Annotated in this window: 11 protein-coding genes; 6 read left to right on the forward strand and 5 right to left on the reverse strand. The window is 68.7% G+C overall.

Translation table 11 applies throughout. The annotated features are described in order from the left end of the window. Positions 1-213 precede the first annotated feature (213 nt). The gene (locus tag DMB37_RS18790) at positions 214-1,047 is read left to right on the forward strand and encodes an alpha/beta fold hydrolase (protein WP_135233835.1); all 834 of its coding nucleotides are present in this window, start codon (positions 214-216) and stop codon (positions 1,045-1,047) included. Between the two features lie 18 nt (positions 1,048-1,065). Here the strand turns inward: DMB37_RS18790 and DMB37_RS18795 are convergent, their stop codons facing one another. The 3 genes from DMB37_RS18795 to DMB37_RS18805 all read right to left on the reverse strand — a co-directional run bounded on the left by DMB37_RS18795 (position 1,066) and on the right by DMB37_RS18805 (position 6,247). Next, a complete protein-coding gene (locus DMB37_RS18795; RefSeq protein WP_240772449.1) occupies positions 1,066-1,953 on the reverse strand; it encodes a hypothetical protein in 888 nt (295 codons plus the stop codon). Between the two features lie 310 nt (positions 1,954-2,263). Then, on the reverse strand, positions 2,264-4,867 hold the full coding sequence (locus tag DMB37_RS18800) for a LuxR family transcriptional regulator (protein WP_135233837.1): 2,604 nt from the start codon (positions 4,865-4,867) through the stop codon (positions 2,264-2,266). A 90-nt stretch (positions 4,868-4,957) separates the two neighbouring features. Further along, positions 4,958-6,247, reverse strand: coding sequence for an adenylosuccinate synthase (locus DMB37_RS18805; protein ID WP_135233838.1), 1,290 nt, complete (start codon positions 6,245-6,247; stop codon positions 4,958-4,960). A 327-nt stretch (positions 6,248-6,574) separates the two neighbouring features. On the opposite strand from DMB37_RS18805, the gene DMB37_RS18810 reads away from it, so the two are divergent. The 4 genes from DMB37_RS18810 to DMB37_RS18825 all read left to right on the forward strand — a co-directional run bounded on the left by DMB37_RS18810 (position 6,575) and on the right by DMB37_RS18825 (position 10,319). Then, on the forward strand, positions 6,575-7,234 hold the full coding sequence (locus DMB37_RS18810; RefSeq protein WP_240772450.1) for a hypothetical protein: 660 nt from the start codon (positions 6,575-6,577) through the stop codon (positions 7,232-7,234). Continuing rightward, entirely contained in the window at positions 7,231-8,013 is a 783-nt protein-coding gene (locus tag DMB37_RS18815; protein ID WP_135233840.1) for a site-2 protease family protein, read from the forward strand. Before DMB37_RS18810 ends, DMB37_RS18815 begins: the two co-directional genes overlap by 4 nt. 302 nt (positions 8,014-8,315) lie before the next feature. Further along, entirely contained in the window at positions 8,316-9,182 is an 867-nt protein-coding gene (locus DMB37_RS18820) for a glycosyltransferase family 2 protein (protein ID WP_135233841.1), read from the forward strand. Between the two features lie 270 nt (positions 9,183-9,452). Beyond that, positions 9,453-10,319, forward strand: a complete 867-nt coding sequence (locus DMB37_RS18825) for a glycosyltransferase family 2 protein (protein ID WP_135233842.1) — start codon at positions 9,453-9,455, stop codon at positions 10,317-10,319. Positions 10,320-10,615: 296 nt separating this feature from the next. Here DMB37_RS18825 and DMB37_RS18830 read toward each other — a convergent pair whose 3' ends face one another. Both DMB37_RS18830 and DMB37_RS18835 read right to left on the reverse strand, forming a co-directional pair. Continuing rightward, positions 10,616-11,719: an aromatic acid exporter family protein gene (locus DMB37_RS18830; RefSeq protein ID WP_186818915.1), complete on the reverse strand. Its 1,104-nt coding sequence runs from the start codon at positions 11,717-11,719 to the stop codon at positions 10,616-10,618. A gap of 64 nt (positions 11,720-11,783) precedes the next feature. Continuing rightward, complete coding sequence (locus DMB37_RS18835) at positions 11,784-12,227, reverse strand: DUF3151 domain-containing protein (RefSeq protein WP_135233843.1); 444 nt, start codon at positions 12,225-12,227, stop codon at positions 11,784-11,786. A gap of 196 nt (positions 12,228-12,423) precedes the next feature. Here DMB37_RS18835 and DMB37_RS41375 point away from each other — a divergent pair, with 196 nt between their 5' ends. Beyond that, positions 12,424-14,814 carry a hypothetical protein gene (locus DMB37_RS41375; protein WP_240772451.1) on the forward strand — a complete coding sequence of 797 codons (2,391 nt, stop codon included), beginning with the start codon at positions 12,424-12,426 and terminating at the stop codon, positions 14,812-14,814. The last annotated feature ends 216 nt before the right edge of the window (positions 14,815-15,030 follow it).

A 15,030-nucleotide genomic window follows, 5' to 3' on the forward strand; every position in this document is an offset into this window, starting at 1 on the left:
GCCCGATGCCCGGTACCAGCTACTCCGCAGCGCTTTCCGTAAATAACGTTCACGGGCCTGCCAGACACCTTGACGGCATAGTGAGCAGCATCACAGACTTCGCGGGTTGGGTCGGTCGCCGCTGCCGTCGATGAATCCACACCCTCGGCACCGTCTGAACAGGTACGCCCCCAACACACCGTTGGCCGACCTCCTCTCGAAAGTGAGACTGTTGTGGAGACCGTGACCTCCGCCGACGGGACCGTGATCGCGTACGACCGCCATGACGGCCATGCCGGAACGGTGATCCTCATCGGCGGGGCCTTCGGTTACCGCAAGCTGCCCACCATGGTCGAGCTGGCGGCGGCACTCAACGAGCAATACGGCCTCACCGTGCTCAATTACGACCGGCGCGGGCGGGGTGACAGCACCGCCACGTCCGGCGGCTACGACGTCGAGCGCGAGATCGACGACCTCGCGGCCCTGGTCGAGGTGGCGGGCGGGTCCGCAATGCTGTTCGGCTGGTCCTCCGGCGCCGGGCTCGCGCTGCGGGCCGCCGGTTCCGGGCGCATTCTCGGGATCACCAAGGTGGTCGCCTTCGAGCCGCCGTTCATCGTGGACGACACGGGGTTCGTGCCCGCCGCCGACCTGGAGACGACACTGCATCAGCTGGTCGCCGCCGGACGTCGCGCCGAAACGGTCCGCTTCTACATGACCAAGGCGATGGGCATTCCGCGCACGCTCGTCACCGTCCTGCGTTTCGCGCCGTTCTGGAAGCACCTGCTCGCCACCGCGCACTCGACCCCGCACGACTGGGCCGTGATGGGCGAGTTCATGCGCGGCGAACCACTGCGCGCCGCGGACTGGGCCGCCGTCAAGGCGCAAACCCTGGTGATCGCGGGCGGCAAGAGCGATCTCCTGCTCCGCAGGGCCGCCAGGGCGATCGCCGCCGTCCTCCCCGACGCCGAGTTTCAGGAAGTCGCCAAGCTCCGGCACATCCCGAAGATCAGCCTGCTCGCCCCGCCGGCAGGCGAATTCCTCACCGGCGCAGCGGAGAACGCCAACTGACGAGGGTCGACGCGATCGTCAGGCAGTAGCGCCGAAACCAGCGCCCGCGCTGCCGCCCAAGATCCCGCCGGCCACACCACCGGCCACCGCGGCCGGGATGCCCAGGGCTGCGGCACCGGCAACCGCGCCGACACCCGCGCCGATCGCGGCACCGGCCCCGGTACTTGCCGCGGCGATCGGCCACGCCGCGACGAAGGCTGCGCCGATTGCGGGCAGTGCGCCGACGCCGCCGGTCGGGATACCCGCGGCGGCGGCCGCGATCGCACCACCGGCGGCCGTGCCCGCGACGCCGACCGCGAAGCCGATGCCCGCACCGACACCCGCGCCGATGGCCGCGCCACCGACACCGCCGACGACGGCGGCCGGGATGCCCGCGAGCGCGGCACCGCCCAGTGCGCCGCCGACCGCACCGGCCGCGGTCGCGGCGGCGATCTTGTCGGAGCGGGACGGGTTGATGCCGATGGAGCGGCCGCCGGTGGCGATGGCGGCCTCGACGCCTGCGGCGGTGCCGTTGACGCCGTCGAGGAGATCGTTGGGGACCTCGTCCGGGACCGGGCTGGTGAGATCACCGATACGCAGGGTGCGCGGCGGCGGCGCGATGGGTGCGACGGGCTCCACTGGCTCCGGGGCGTGCAGCTGCTGCGGCTGGATCGGCGGTGCCGGTTCCGGCGCGGGGACCGGACGGGCGTTTTTGAGGCTCTGCCCCTCGGCGGGGTCGGGCTTCGGGCCGACGGCACCCTGCTGATTCGGGGTGGTGACGCCGGGCTGGCTGGGCGAACGCTCGGGTACGACCGGGGTGCTCGGGGTGGTCACCCCCGGCTGCGTGGACGGGCCGGGATCGGCGACCGCCGCACCCGCGCAGGCGACCGCGATGGCCAGCGGCAGGGCGCCGACGATCGGACGCAAGCTACGCCTGGTCGCCGGAGTGTTCAATTCTCGATACCGACGAGCCACGTCGAAGCACCACCATCAGGTTGGGTCAGCCAGCACGTCCCCGCGTACTGCGCGCTCGCACCCTATCCGTAGCTGAGCGGATGCTGTCAAGTCGGGCACCGGCCCGGATTATCGTGGGTGACCAGGCAACACTCCGCGAAATGTCCGATTTGCGGTAGATAGCCTTGAACCGCTTTCACTCATGCCGCTTTCGACTGTGACACCGGCCCGAGGCAACGCACAAGCAGTCCATGGTGTGCCACTCACGCACCGCGTACTCGGTTCAGCTGGCGGAGGATTCGCCACGCATCAGCGCGCCGAGCGACTCGCGATCGGTGACATCCATCTTGATGCAGGCGCGGTAGAGATGACCCTCCACGGTGCGGACCGACACGGTGAGACGGTCGGCGATCTGCCGGTTGGACAGCCCTGCCGCAACAAGATTGGCGATCTCGCGTTCGCGGGCGGTGAGCGGCAGCGGCTGGGCGGCCTGCCGCAGCGCAGGTGTGCTGGCACCACCGCAGGCCGCGGCCAGCCGGTTTGCCGCGGCGGCGGACTCCAGCAGGCGGCGGCGATCGCCCGCACGCTCGTGCGCCGAAGCCGCCTGGGCGGCCGCGTCGGCGGCGGAGAGCAGCACGCCGATCCGCTCGAATTCGGCTGCGGCGGCGTCCAATCCGGGTCCGTCGTGGGCGGCGAGGGCGACCGCGTGCTTGGCCTGCACCTGCACCAGCCTGCCGTCCACCTTCGCGGCGAGGTCGGCGAGCCGCCCGGCCGCGGAGTGGTCGCCGAAGCGGGCCGCGGCGTGCAGCGCCATCGCCTCGATCGCGTGTTGGTTCGAGCGGGCGGCCGCGTCGGCCGCGCTCATCGCGAGGCGGATGGCCGGCGTGACGGTGCCTTCCGCGGCGGCGTGCCAGGCGCGGGCGATTTCGAGCTGCGGTTCGTAGACGGCGCTGTGCCTGCCGCCGCGCGCGGTCGCCTCGCCGATCACCTCGATCGCCTCGGCGGACCGACCCAATGCCGAATAAGCCTCGGCGAGACGGATTCTCGCGGGGAACATCCAGGCCGCCGCGCCCTCGGTGGCGAGGGCGGCCAGTGCCTGCTCCAGATTCTCGATGCCGTCCGGGAAGTGCCCCTGCGCCACGTCGACGGTGCCCTGCAGGATCTTCGACATGCCCCAAGCCAAATACTGCCCGGGCGCCGAGTAGCCGAAATACGCTGCCGCACAAAGCCTGGCACGTTCGAGATTGCCGGTCAGAATCAGCGCGAGCACCTCGGCGTGCGTCGACATGAAACGGTTCAGCCCGTCGATGTCCCGCTCCACCTCGTGGCCACGGGCCGCGTATTGCAGGGCGGCCTCGCCCCGGCCCATCAGGGTCAGCGCGAGCCCGCCGCCGAAGGACGCCCACCAGATCGCCCACGGCGATGCGCCTTTCACCGACATCGCCTTCTCCGCCTCGGTGATCGAGGCGTCGATCCGATTCTCGTTGACCGCGCATGCGGACGCGAGCCCGTCGATCATGGCCGCGATCTTCGGGTGCGTAACTTTGCTCCGAACCAGCCTCAGCACCTCGTCGGCGCGGTCGGCGTCCCCCATGGCCCACAACAGATTCGCCACCCGCGTGCTACCCCAGCTTGCCAGCTGCACCTCGGTGAGCTGGTCCGGATCGAAGGTGGCCAGCATGCGCTCGGCCTCGATGCGATGGCCCTGCCACAGCAGGGCGCGCGCGAGCAGGTCGGCGGCCTCGACACCGCCGCGCCGTTCCACCGCCGCCCTGGCGAAGCGCTCACCCAGCGGTAGATTCGCCAGCCCGATGGCATCGGCGGCGGCCGCTTCGAACAGCTCCAGATCGGCGGATTTGTCACTGTCCAAAGCCAATTCGGCGAGCCGGATGCGGTCGGCGGCGGAGTTGATCGGCCGTTCCTTGAGCGAGGAGTACAGCCTGCCGCGCAGCCTGCGGGCCGAGGCGATGCCGAGCCTGCGCCGGATCACCTCGCCGAACAGCGGATGGTTGTAGCGCACGGTCAGCTGGTGCGAATTCTCGACAACCCGGATCACGCCACGGGTTTCGGCGGACTCCACCGCCTCCTCGCCGGCCAGTTCGGACAGCACGTCGAGGTCGATCGGCTCGCAGAAGGTGAGCAGTTCCAGCACGTGCAGCACGTCCTCGGGCAGCTGCTCGACCCGGTCCTCCAGCAGCGCGGCCAGTTCCGAGGTGACCGCGGCGCGCCCGCGCAGCTGCCACACACCGTTCACCTGGCGCAGCGAGCCCGCCTCCAGCGCGCCCTCCACCAAATGCCTTAGGAACAGCGCGTTTCCGCCGGAGGACTCCCACATCAGGTTGGCGGTGAAGCCCTCGAGCTGCCCGCCGAGCATCGACTCGACCAGGTCGACGCTTTGCCGCTGGGTGAACGGGTTCAGGTCGATGCGCAGCAGGTGACCGTCTTTCCACAGCGAGGTCACCGCGTCGGGCACCTGCACCCCGCTGCGCACGGTGGCCACGATGTGCGCCGCCTTGTCGATGGCCAGTTGCAAGAGCAGCGTCGCCGACAACTGATCGAGCAGATGCGCGTCGTCGACACCGATGATGGTGTGCCCGTCCGCGAGCAGCGCCTCACGCGCCGCGGACATGAACGTCACCGGGTCGTGCGCCGTATAAACGCCGACCATATGCGCGAAGACCCCGAGCGGGATGCTGCGCGCCGACTCGGTGCCCGCGACCCAGCGGATATTGCCGCCGACGGCGGCCGTTGCCTGTCTGGCCAGTGTTGTCTTGCCGACACCGGCATCGCCGGTGAGGACCGCGCCGACATGTTCCGTGCCGGTGAGGGCCGCGCGGATCGCCTCGAACTCGGTCACACGCTCGATCATCGGCCAGTTCCGAGCCATGACTCTTACTGTAGTTCGCGACAGACCATGATCGTAGAGATCGAACGATGAACAGCGGCAATCATTCAGCCGGACTATAACTTTCCGGTCTCAGCCGAGCACGTCGTGCCGGACGATGGTCTGATCGCGACCCGGTCCGACGCCGATGCAGGAGATGCGGGCGCCGGACAGTTCCTCCAGCCGCAGCACGTACGCCTGGGCGTTGGCGGGCAGCTCCTCGAAGGTGCGGGCCTGGGAGATGTCCTCCCACCAGCCGGGCATCTCCTCGTAGATCGGCTTCGCGTGATGGAACCCGGTCTGCGTGGTCGGCATCTGCTCGACCCGCTCGCCGTCTACGTCGTAGGCAACGCAGATCGGCACGGTCTCCAGGCTGGACAGCACGTCCAGCTTGGTGAGGAAGTAGTCGGTGATGCCGTTGACCCGGGTGGCGTAGCGCGCGATCACCGCGTCGAACCAGCCGCAGCGCCGGGCCCGGCCGGTGGTGACGCCGACCTCGCCGCCGGTCTTGGCCAGGTACGCGCCGAACTCGTCGAACAGCTCGGTCGGGAAGGGGCCGGAGCCGACGCGGGTGGTGTAGCACTTGAGGATGCCGAGCACCGCGGTGATCTTGTTGGGCCCGACGCCCGCGCCGACCGCCGCGCCACCCGAGGTCGGGTTGGACGACGTCACGTACGGGTAGGTGCCGTGGTCCACGTCGAGCAGCGTGCCCTGCGAACCCTCGAGCAGCACGGTCTCGCCGTTCTCCAGGGCCACGTTCAGCTTCAGCCTGGTGTCGGCGATGCGGTGCTTGAAGCCCTCGGCCTGCGCCAGCACCTCGTCCACCACCTGCTGCGGATCCAGCGCGCGACGGTTGTAGATCTTGACCAGCACCTGGTTCTTGAACTCCAGCGCCGCCTCGACCTTCTGGGTGAGGATCTTCTCGTCGAGCACGTCGGCCACTCGCACGCCGACCCTGGCGACCTTGTCCTGGTAGCAGGGGCCGATGCCGCGACCGGTGGTGCCGATCTTGTTGTTGCCGAGGAAGCGTTCGGTGACCTTATCGATGGCCACGTGGTACGGCATGATCAGGTGCGCGTCCGCGGAGAGCAGCAGGCCCGAGGTGTCGACACCGCGCTCCTCCAGTCCGGCCAGTTCGTCGAGCAGCACACCGGGATCGACCACGACACCGTTGCCGATGACGTTCGTCACGCCCGGGGTGAGAATGCCGGACGGGATGAGGTGCAGCGCGAAATTGTCACCGCTGGGCAGCACCACGGTGTGGCCCGCGTTGTTGCCACCCTGGTATCGGACCACCCATTGCACCCGGCCACCGAGTAGATCGGTCGCTTTGCCCTTACCCTCGTCGCCCCACTGGGCGCCGATCAGGACGATTGCCGGCATTGTCTTGTCTCCTACGGTTCGACGTGCAACACCCGGGAGCTGGCAGCCGGTCGAGCCGGCGGGGCGGGTAAACACCAGTGTTGCAGCTACCTGCCGTATCGAGGCGGTGGCCGGGAGCACAGTCTAGTAGACGCGTCGTCAGCGGCGTCGGACCGGATCTCGTCGTAGTGTGATTGGCGGCGTCGAGCTCACGCCGCGGGCGCGACAACCATGTGGCCGGAGCCCGGCGGGGCTATGGTTGCAGCCGTCGGAACCGGGCTGGGGTCGGCGGAAGTGGCGAAGGGTCCGACGGCGTGTCGGCTCGAACCGAGGAGGGTGTACGGCAGTTTGAGTACCCACGTTCTCCGTTGCGACGGCGCACCGGTACCTATCGCCCTCGCGGCGCTGCCGAGCAGTTCGACGGCCGCCATCCCCGACACCACCGAGATCGACGAGCTGCTGCCCGTGCTCGCGGCCGACAGTCTGCCGCGCCTCATCGTGCTCGGTGACGACGCCGCGCTCGCCACGGTGCTGACCCACCTGATGCGCACCGAACGGCTGCACGTGGAGATCGGCTATGTGCCGGTCGACAAGACCTACGGCTCCCGCGCCTATCAGACCGGGACCGGCAATGCCGCCGCCAAGCGGGCCATCGACGGCCGGGCCACCGAGGTGCCGCTGATCCGGGACGACACCGGGCAGGTGCTCGTCGGGCGGGCCAAGATCACCGGCGTCGACGCGGCGAAACTCGAGGGTGAGGCCTACGTGGACGACACGCAACTGTTCTCCGGCAAGGTCACCGCGATGCTGGTGTCACCGATGCTGCACCAGCCCGGTGTGCGGGCCACCACGCAGCGGGGCATGCGCAAGCGCCGCTGGATCGAGGGGCGCGCCGCCCAGCTCGGCACGCCGGGCGCGGTGGTGACGCGCGACGGTGTCCGCAGCGACCGCACGGTGCCCCGGTCGAGTTTCTATCGGCATCACGAGCCCTGGTTGCTGGTCCGATGAGCGCACCCTTCGCCGCCGACCGGCGTTCGCGCGCGGTGCGGCCGAGCCCGATCTTTCTGCTCGTCGTCGTCATCACCATCGTCGGCGGCGCACTGGCCTGGGATGCCGAGGTGGACTCCACCCGGGCCAAAGTCGGCGTGTTCGTGCTCGTGGTGTTCGGCTGGATCATCACGCTGTGCCTGCACGAATTCGCGCACGCGTACATGGCTTGGCGCGCGGGTGACCACGAGGTCGAATTGCGTGGGTATCTCACGCTGAATCCGTTGAAGTACAGCCATCCGCTGCTGTCGATCGTGCTGCCGATCGTATTCATCGCATTGGGCGGCATCGGTTTACCTGGCGGCGCGGTGTACGTACACACGCACAACTTCTCGCCGCGCACGCAGCGGATCATCAGTGGCGCGGGCCCCGCGGTGAACGCACTCTGCGCGGTGCTGCTGTTGGTGATCGTGCAGCTGTTCGGCAGTGCCGCAGCGCATCCCGCCTTCTGGTTCGGCCTGAGCTTCCTGGCGTTCTTGCAGATCACCGCGGCCCTGCTGAACCTGATCCCGCTGCCGGGACTCGACGGCTACGGAATACTCGAGCCCTCGCTCAGCTACCAGACGAGGCGCTCGCTCGATCAGTTCAAACCGTTCGGCATGCTGATCTTGTTCGCGTTGCTGTTCACGCCCGCCATCAATCAGGTCTTCTTCGACGCGGTGTACGCGTTGTTCGAAGTGTCTGGGGTGCCGTCGAATTGGTCGCGCTTCGGCAGTTATCTGACGCGCTTCTGGACCTAGCCGCCGGGGGCGGAACGGGCTGCGGGGATCGATTCGAGCGAGTAGGGTCCGAACTCGATGATCACTATGGGGGGAATGGGGTATTCACACGTACGAGATCGGTAGTAACCACGATCGTCGTGCAATCACTTGGCACACCACGCGATAGTGGCCGGACTGCCGTCTTCGGACCGGCGTCACCGTCGATGACCGGGTCCGGCCGAGCCGCCACCGCGCGCTGACGCGCGCCCGCAGCAGTGAAAACCGGCCGCAGCGTCGGGGTTTTCGGCTGCCCATGAGCGAAATGTGGGAGCAGGACCACTATGACGAACACATCGACAGCGACGGTTTTGTCCGTCGTCATACCCGCACTGAACGAAGCGAAATGCATCGAGCGCACGCTGGACCGACTGGTCGCCCAGGACGCGATCGACGAGATCATCGTCGTCGACAACGGTAGCCAGGACGACACCCGCCAGATCGTGCGCGACTATGCGGTCGACCATCCGGAGGTCGCCCTCATCGAGGAACCGACCCGCGGCATCCCCGCCGCCCGCAACGCCGGATTCGACCGGGCCCGAGGCGATTTCCTCGCCCGCACCGACGCGGACACCCTGGTCGCGCCGGACTGGGGCGAGGTCATCCGGCACAACCTGACCGAGCACCCGGGCACCGCCGCGGTCACCGGCATCACCACCTATCACGACTCGCCCATCGGCTTCTTCTTGAAATTCGGCCTGTACCTGCAGGATCGGCGCGGCAAGCTGGGCGGACCGGTGGGCAACATGCACGGCCCGAACATGGCCATCCGCCGGTCCGCGTGGCGCACGGTGCGGGCCGAGACCACGACGAGGCCGGACGTCGCCGAGGACTTGGATCTGGCGTTGTGCCTGACCAAACGCGGGCTGCGCATCGACCAGCTGACGAATATGCGGGCCGAAACCTCGGCACGCCGCCGCAGGACCGGGCCGCGCGACTGGTGGCGCTTCCAATTGACGGGGTTGCGCACCATCACCGAGCAGGGCTATCAGGTGCGGCCGTTTCATCGGGCCGTCATCGTCGGCGCCTGGTTGACACACACCGTGCAGTGGCCGATCTACCGATTCTGGGACTTCGACCGGCGCCGCTTCACGCTGCGTCCGGCGCCGGCCCGGGTCTCCGCGGTCGGCGAAATGGCAGGCGCCACCTGAGGAGTTGGTGCCCCCAAGGCTTGGGGATTCTGTCTGTGCGCCAACGCAACTAGGGTAAACCGGTGATCATCGCCGGTCGGCCCAGCCGGTAATCAGCAGGCTTCCCGGTCCTGGTCGCACCGACCGTTCGGCGAACTCGCGGCACCGTTGCCGATCGAGTCCCCCTGTGTTTTCAGCAATTACCACCTTGACGAGAACGGCTGTCCCGGGCAGATAACAGACCGTTCTGTAGGAAGCTTCACCCGACCAAGAACTGGAGCAGTACCACCAATGAGCAGCCCCGATTCGGCGACGACCTTATCGATCGTCATCCCGGTCCTCAACGAGGCGGCGTGCATCACGCAAACCCTCGACCGCCTCGTCACGCAGGACGCGATCGACGAGGTCGTCGTGGTCGACAACGGCAGCGACGACGGCACCCGCGAACTCGTCAGCGCCTACGCGCTCGAGCACCCGAAAGTCGAGCTCGTCGAGGAACCCCAGCGCGGGGTGGCGCGGGCCCGCAACACCGGATTCGACAAGGCGCGTGGGGATTTCATCGGCCGGACCGACGCCGACTGCCTGGTCGCGCCCGATTGGGGCGCGGTCATCCGGCAACACCTGACCGACCACCCCGACGTCGCCGCGCTCACCGGCATCACCACCTACTACGACTCGCCGGTCGGCTTCTTGCTGAAATTCGGCTATTACCTGCAGGATCGGCGCGGCAAGCTGGGCGGCCGGGTCGGCAACATGCACGGCCCGAACATGGCGATCCGCCGCACCGCCTGGCTGGACGTGCGCGAGGACACCGTCGTGCGGCCGGACGTGATCGACGACCTCGACCTGGCGCTGTGCCTGAGCAAGCGCGGCCTGCCGATCGATCAGCTGAAGCACATGCGGGTCGAGACGTCGGCCCGGCGCAGGCGCACCAGTCCCCGCCGCTGGTGGCAGTTCCAGCTGAGCGGCCTGCGCACCATCACCAACCAGGGCTACCAGGTGCTGCCGTTCCACCGCGCCGTCATCGTCGGCGCCTGGCTGGCGCACACCGTGCAGTGGCCGATCTACCGGCTGTGGGATTTCGACCGGCGACGCTTCTCGCTGCGGCCTGGCCAGGCCAGGATGTTCCCGCTCAGCAAGGAAGACAGCGGCAACTGACGAACACAGAGCCGCCCGGCCGGACGTCGGGCCAGGCGACTCTGCTCCTCGCAACGGGCGTGCTGCCCCAACCCGCACGGCCACCACACCATGTGGCCGGTGGGGCAGTTCGCTCGTGTGCGAAGTGGTCGACCGCGACACCCCTCGTTCGATCGCGGTCACTTGTTCAAGTTATGGGGCCGGGGCCGCCGGAACACGAGTAGCGGACTACCCAAAGATCAGCGAGGGCGCCACGCACAGCGACGGGTGAGCACCCGCATCTGGCACGAGAGTCCAGAACCCGCTGAGTAGTCGGGTCACTCCTCGGGGGTCACGAACGGCTTGGGCACCGTCGGCGGCAGCAGCGCGATCGCGGAGATGCGCTTCATGCCGCACACCTGCATCAGGTCCACCACGATCGAGCGCACCTGGGCGAACACCACGTGGGCCGAAAGCCCGGCACCCTCAACGAGTTCCGGCCGCGCCTCCTTGGCGACGGTGCGCAGCACTCTGGCCGCCTCGGCCTGGTCGGGCTGCTCGCCGGGATCGGCCAGCATCATCCGGCGCACCACATCAATTGCCTGGCCGAGCCGTTCGACCTCGTCGATCAGGCGGGGGTCGAGGATCTCGTCGTCCTGGACCAGGGTGAGCGAACGGCGCAGCAGCACCCTGGTGTTGCGCACCGCGTTGTCCAGCGGGTCGGCGGTGGCCTTGATGCGTTCGAGGCGAGCACGAGAGTTCCAGTACAGCGGCGAGATTCGGCTGATCTCCTTGCCGCCCTCCAACGTGGCCCGCAAGGTGTCCAGCTGCGGTTGCGTCGCACGGACCGCCGCGAGCGCGGAACGCACCTTGTCCGGATCCTGTTCGAGCAGACCGTCGGCGCCCTCGGTGAGCGACTTGCTCATCACCGCAAGGATTTCCGCCGCCTGCTCGCGGGCGCGCCGCACCGGGTGCAGTGGAATCGACGCCACCACAACGACACCCACCAGACCGCCGACCAGCGCGTCGATCATCCGGGAGAAGCCGCCACCCGCCGAGGGCGGCAGCAGCGTAGCGACCAGCACGGCCGAACCGGCCGCCTGCATGGTGATGATCGAGCCGCCGTCGAGGAACACCGCCGCGGCCATGGCGACGGCGACCACCAGCGCGATCTGCCACACGCCGGTCCCCGCGTTGGTGATGAACAGGTCGCCGATGCCGATGCCGACCGCGACGCCGACCACCAGTTCCACCGAACGCCGCAGCCGGGCGCCGAAGGAGATGCCGATCGACACCACGGCCGCGGTGGGCGCGAAGAACGGCTGCGCGTGCCCGACGAGGTCACGCGCGATGAACCAGGCCAGTGCCGCGCCGAGGGCACACTGGAGAATCGGCAACGCGGACAGGCGCAGACGCGCCCACGACGCGCGCAGCCGATCCATGCTGCTCGCCTTGGCGACGCCGACGCGAGAGCTGGGATTGATACTGAGGTCGATCAACTACGACTCAGTCGAGGCCGAGCTCGGACGCGGCACGCGGGTCACAGTCTTCCAACAGATCCAGGCAGCGCGCGTACTCTTCTGTCTCCCCGATCACCTTCGCCGCCCGAGCCAGCGCACCAACGCTGCGCAGGAACCCTCGGTTGGGCTCGTGGCTCCACGGCACCGGACCGAAGCCCTTCCAGCCGTTGCGGCGCAGCAGATCGAGACCGCGGTGGTAGCCGGTACGGGCGAACGCGTACGCCGCGAGGATGTCATGGTTGATCGGCTCGTCCTGGGCTTCGCCGCTGGTCAGCGCGGCCTCGGCCAGGTAGGCCCAGGCGATCGAGGCCGCCGGATGATCGGCGGCGACGCGGAACGGATCGGCCTTGTCGAGCAACGCTTCTTCCGCGTCGGAGATTTCGGGCAGGAGTACCGGCTGGGGGCCGAGCAGATCACCGAACGAGGTCATGGGCTTCATTGTGCACCGATGCCCCGATTCCCTGCGCATGCGCTCCGTCGGCAACCCGAACTCGATCGAACCGCACCCCTTCGGCGTACCTCGGCATTCGCCGCGGCCATGCGCGGTCTTAAGACGGACTACCTCGGGCCCTGCCCGTTAAGCTGGCCGTCGAGTTCAACTGTTCCGCCTGACCGAGGGGTAGTGCGTGTCCGACCCGAACGACGACAAGAACCCGGCGAGCGCCGACCCGGCAACCCCGGCCGCAGCCGACGCACGCCCGGCAGACACCACGGTCCGCCACCCGATCGCCGGCCGCCCGGCGGAACCCTCGCCCGCCGCACCCACGCGTCCCATTCCCGCCGCGGGTGCGAAGAGTGGTGCCGATAGTAAGGACGCCGCGGAGACTTCGGCCGACTCCCCCGCCGCAGCGTCGGCCGCACCGGGCTCGCCCGATGCCGAGAACTCCGGCAAACCCGCCGTGACACCCAGCGGCACGTCGACACCCGCGGATGCCGCCCAGAATGCGGGTTCCGGCACGTCAGGCAGCTCGAACTCCGGTGCGAAGTCCGGCAATGCCGCAGCGGCGAGGCAGAAGTCCGCCGCGACCGAGCCCGGGGCCATCCCGAAGATCAACACCCCGGCTCAGCCCGCGAAGTCGGCCGGCGCGGCCCCGTCGAACAGTCCCGCTCCGGGTAAAGCAGCATCGGCCGCGGGTAGCACCGCCAACGCCGAGGCGAAGACCGAAGCGATCGCGCGCAACGACAAGCCCGGCTCCGCGACACCTCCGGCCGAACCACCTGCCGAGCAGGGCTCGAAAACCGCAGCGGTGCAAGAGGAAAAACCCGCTTCCGGCGACGTGGTCGCCGATATCGCCCAGAGTGGTGCCGCGCCGAAGGCAGCGCCCGCCGCCGAAACCGAAGTAATCAAACGGGGCGGTCAGACCGCGGCCGGCTCCCCGACCGGCACGCCCCCGCAATCAGCATCGACGGCGCGATCGAGCGCGAAACCCGAAGCCGCGCAACAGACCAGCTCCGCGTCCGACGGCACACGTGCCACACCCGATGCCGACCGATCCGGCACGCCGGCGACACAACCCGGCGCGACCGCCCAATCCGGCACCCCCGCAGCACAACCTGGCGCGACCGCCGCACAGCCCGGTGACAAGGCGACACAACCTGATGCGCCCACCGCAAAACCCGGCGCGACCGCGACGCAACCCGGCGCAACCGCGGCAAAATCCGGCACACTTGCCGCGCAACCCGGCGGCCCGGCAGCGCAACCCGGCACGCCCGCACAACCCGGCACGCCCGCCACACAAACCGGCAGCCCGGCAACGCAACCCGGCACGCCCGCCACACAAACCGGCGCAACGGCGGCAACCGATGCAACCCAAAGCGAAACCGCCACGGGGACAGCGACTTCCGCAGATACAGCGGCGGTCACGCCGGACAGCTCCGCTCCGTCGAAGTCTCGCCCCTGGTTCGGCGGGGAGAAAGCCGGTGCGGCCCAGGACAGCGCACCCGACAAGCCCGCCGCGGCCGAGCAGCCCGAGGCCGCGCAAGCATCGGAACCCGAGATCCCCGACGGGGATGCGCCGACCACGGTGATGCGGGTGCAGCGGCCGGCACCTCCGGCAGCAGATGCCGCTCCCGAAGCGGACACCGTCAAGATGAATACGGCGGCACCGGAGGCCGGCCAACAACCGCCGCCGGGGTCCGAAGACGTGACGATGGCGATGCCGGTGATCAAACCGGACGACGCGCAGACCGTTGCGTTGCCGATCCAGCGGCCCGCCGACGCACCGAAGCCGGCCGGGACCGACCGGATCACACCGGGCACGGGCCGGGTGCCGATCACCAAGCCACCGACCACCCCGCGCTCCGCTCCGGGACCGAAGCAGCCTGTCCCGCAAGCACCCTCGGCACCGCCGCCGAGCGGGTCCGGTCCGGTCGAGCAGACGCGGCCCGCACCGGCGCATCCCGGCCTGCCACGTCAGCACGCGTCGGCGCCGTCGCCTGCGGATGTCCAGCCGACGCTGCCCGCGCAACAGATCGGCACGCTGCGGCCACCGCAACCGCGGCAGATCGCCCAGCCGCAGCGGATCGCACCTCCGGCACAGGCCCCGGCCGCGGCCGATCAGACCACCTCGGGCCGTCCCAAGCGGTGGCTACTCGCGGTGGCGGGTGCCGCCGCACTGGTGGTCGTGCTGGTCGGGGTGATCGTGGCGGTGGTCGTGAACTCGACGGACAATTCGCCGGATACCCAGGTGCGGGCCGCGATTTCCGATTACACCGACGCGCTGAAGACCGGTGACCTGACCACGTTGCGCGAGACCACCTGTGGTCCGCTACACGATTTCTATCAGGGCATTCCGGCGGATCAATTCGCCGGCGTGCATCAGCTGTCGATGGAACGCCGCACTATTCCGGTGGTGGACAGCGTGGATGCCATCCGGATCACCGACGACACGGCGATCGCGCAGGCGACGGTTTATACCGAGGCCGATCCGTCCAAGCGCTCTGCGCGCACGTTCGACCTGCAGCGCACCGACGCAGGCTGGAAGGTCTGCGACCCGCCGTCCGGCGCCCCGCAATAGCCCGCGACGAAATCGACATAAATGTTGTTCGGCTGCCCACTCAGTGGGCAGCCGAACACGTTTAATAGCCGATGAACATCACCATTGAGCTGTCCCACAAACCCTTCGCGAGCCGGTAAATGAAGAACAGGCAAATTCGATAGCAATTCCGTATCGATCGACGGTAGCGCTGCTCACACTCAGCTGGTCAACGGTCCTGTTCATTAGTAGCGTGGC

The organism is Nocardia sp. CS682, assembly GCF_004634405.1.
In the GTDB taxonomy this organism is placed as follows: domain Bacteria; phylum Actinomycetota; class Actinomycetes; order Mycobacteriales; family Mycobacteriaceae; genus Nocardia; species Nocardia ninae.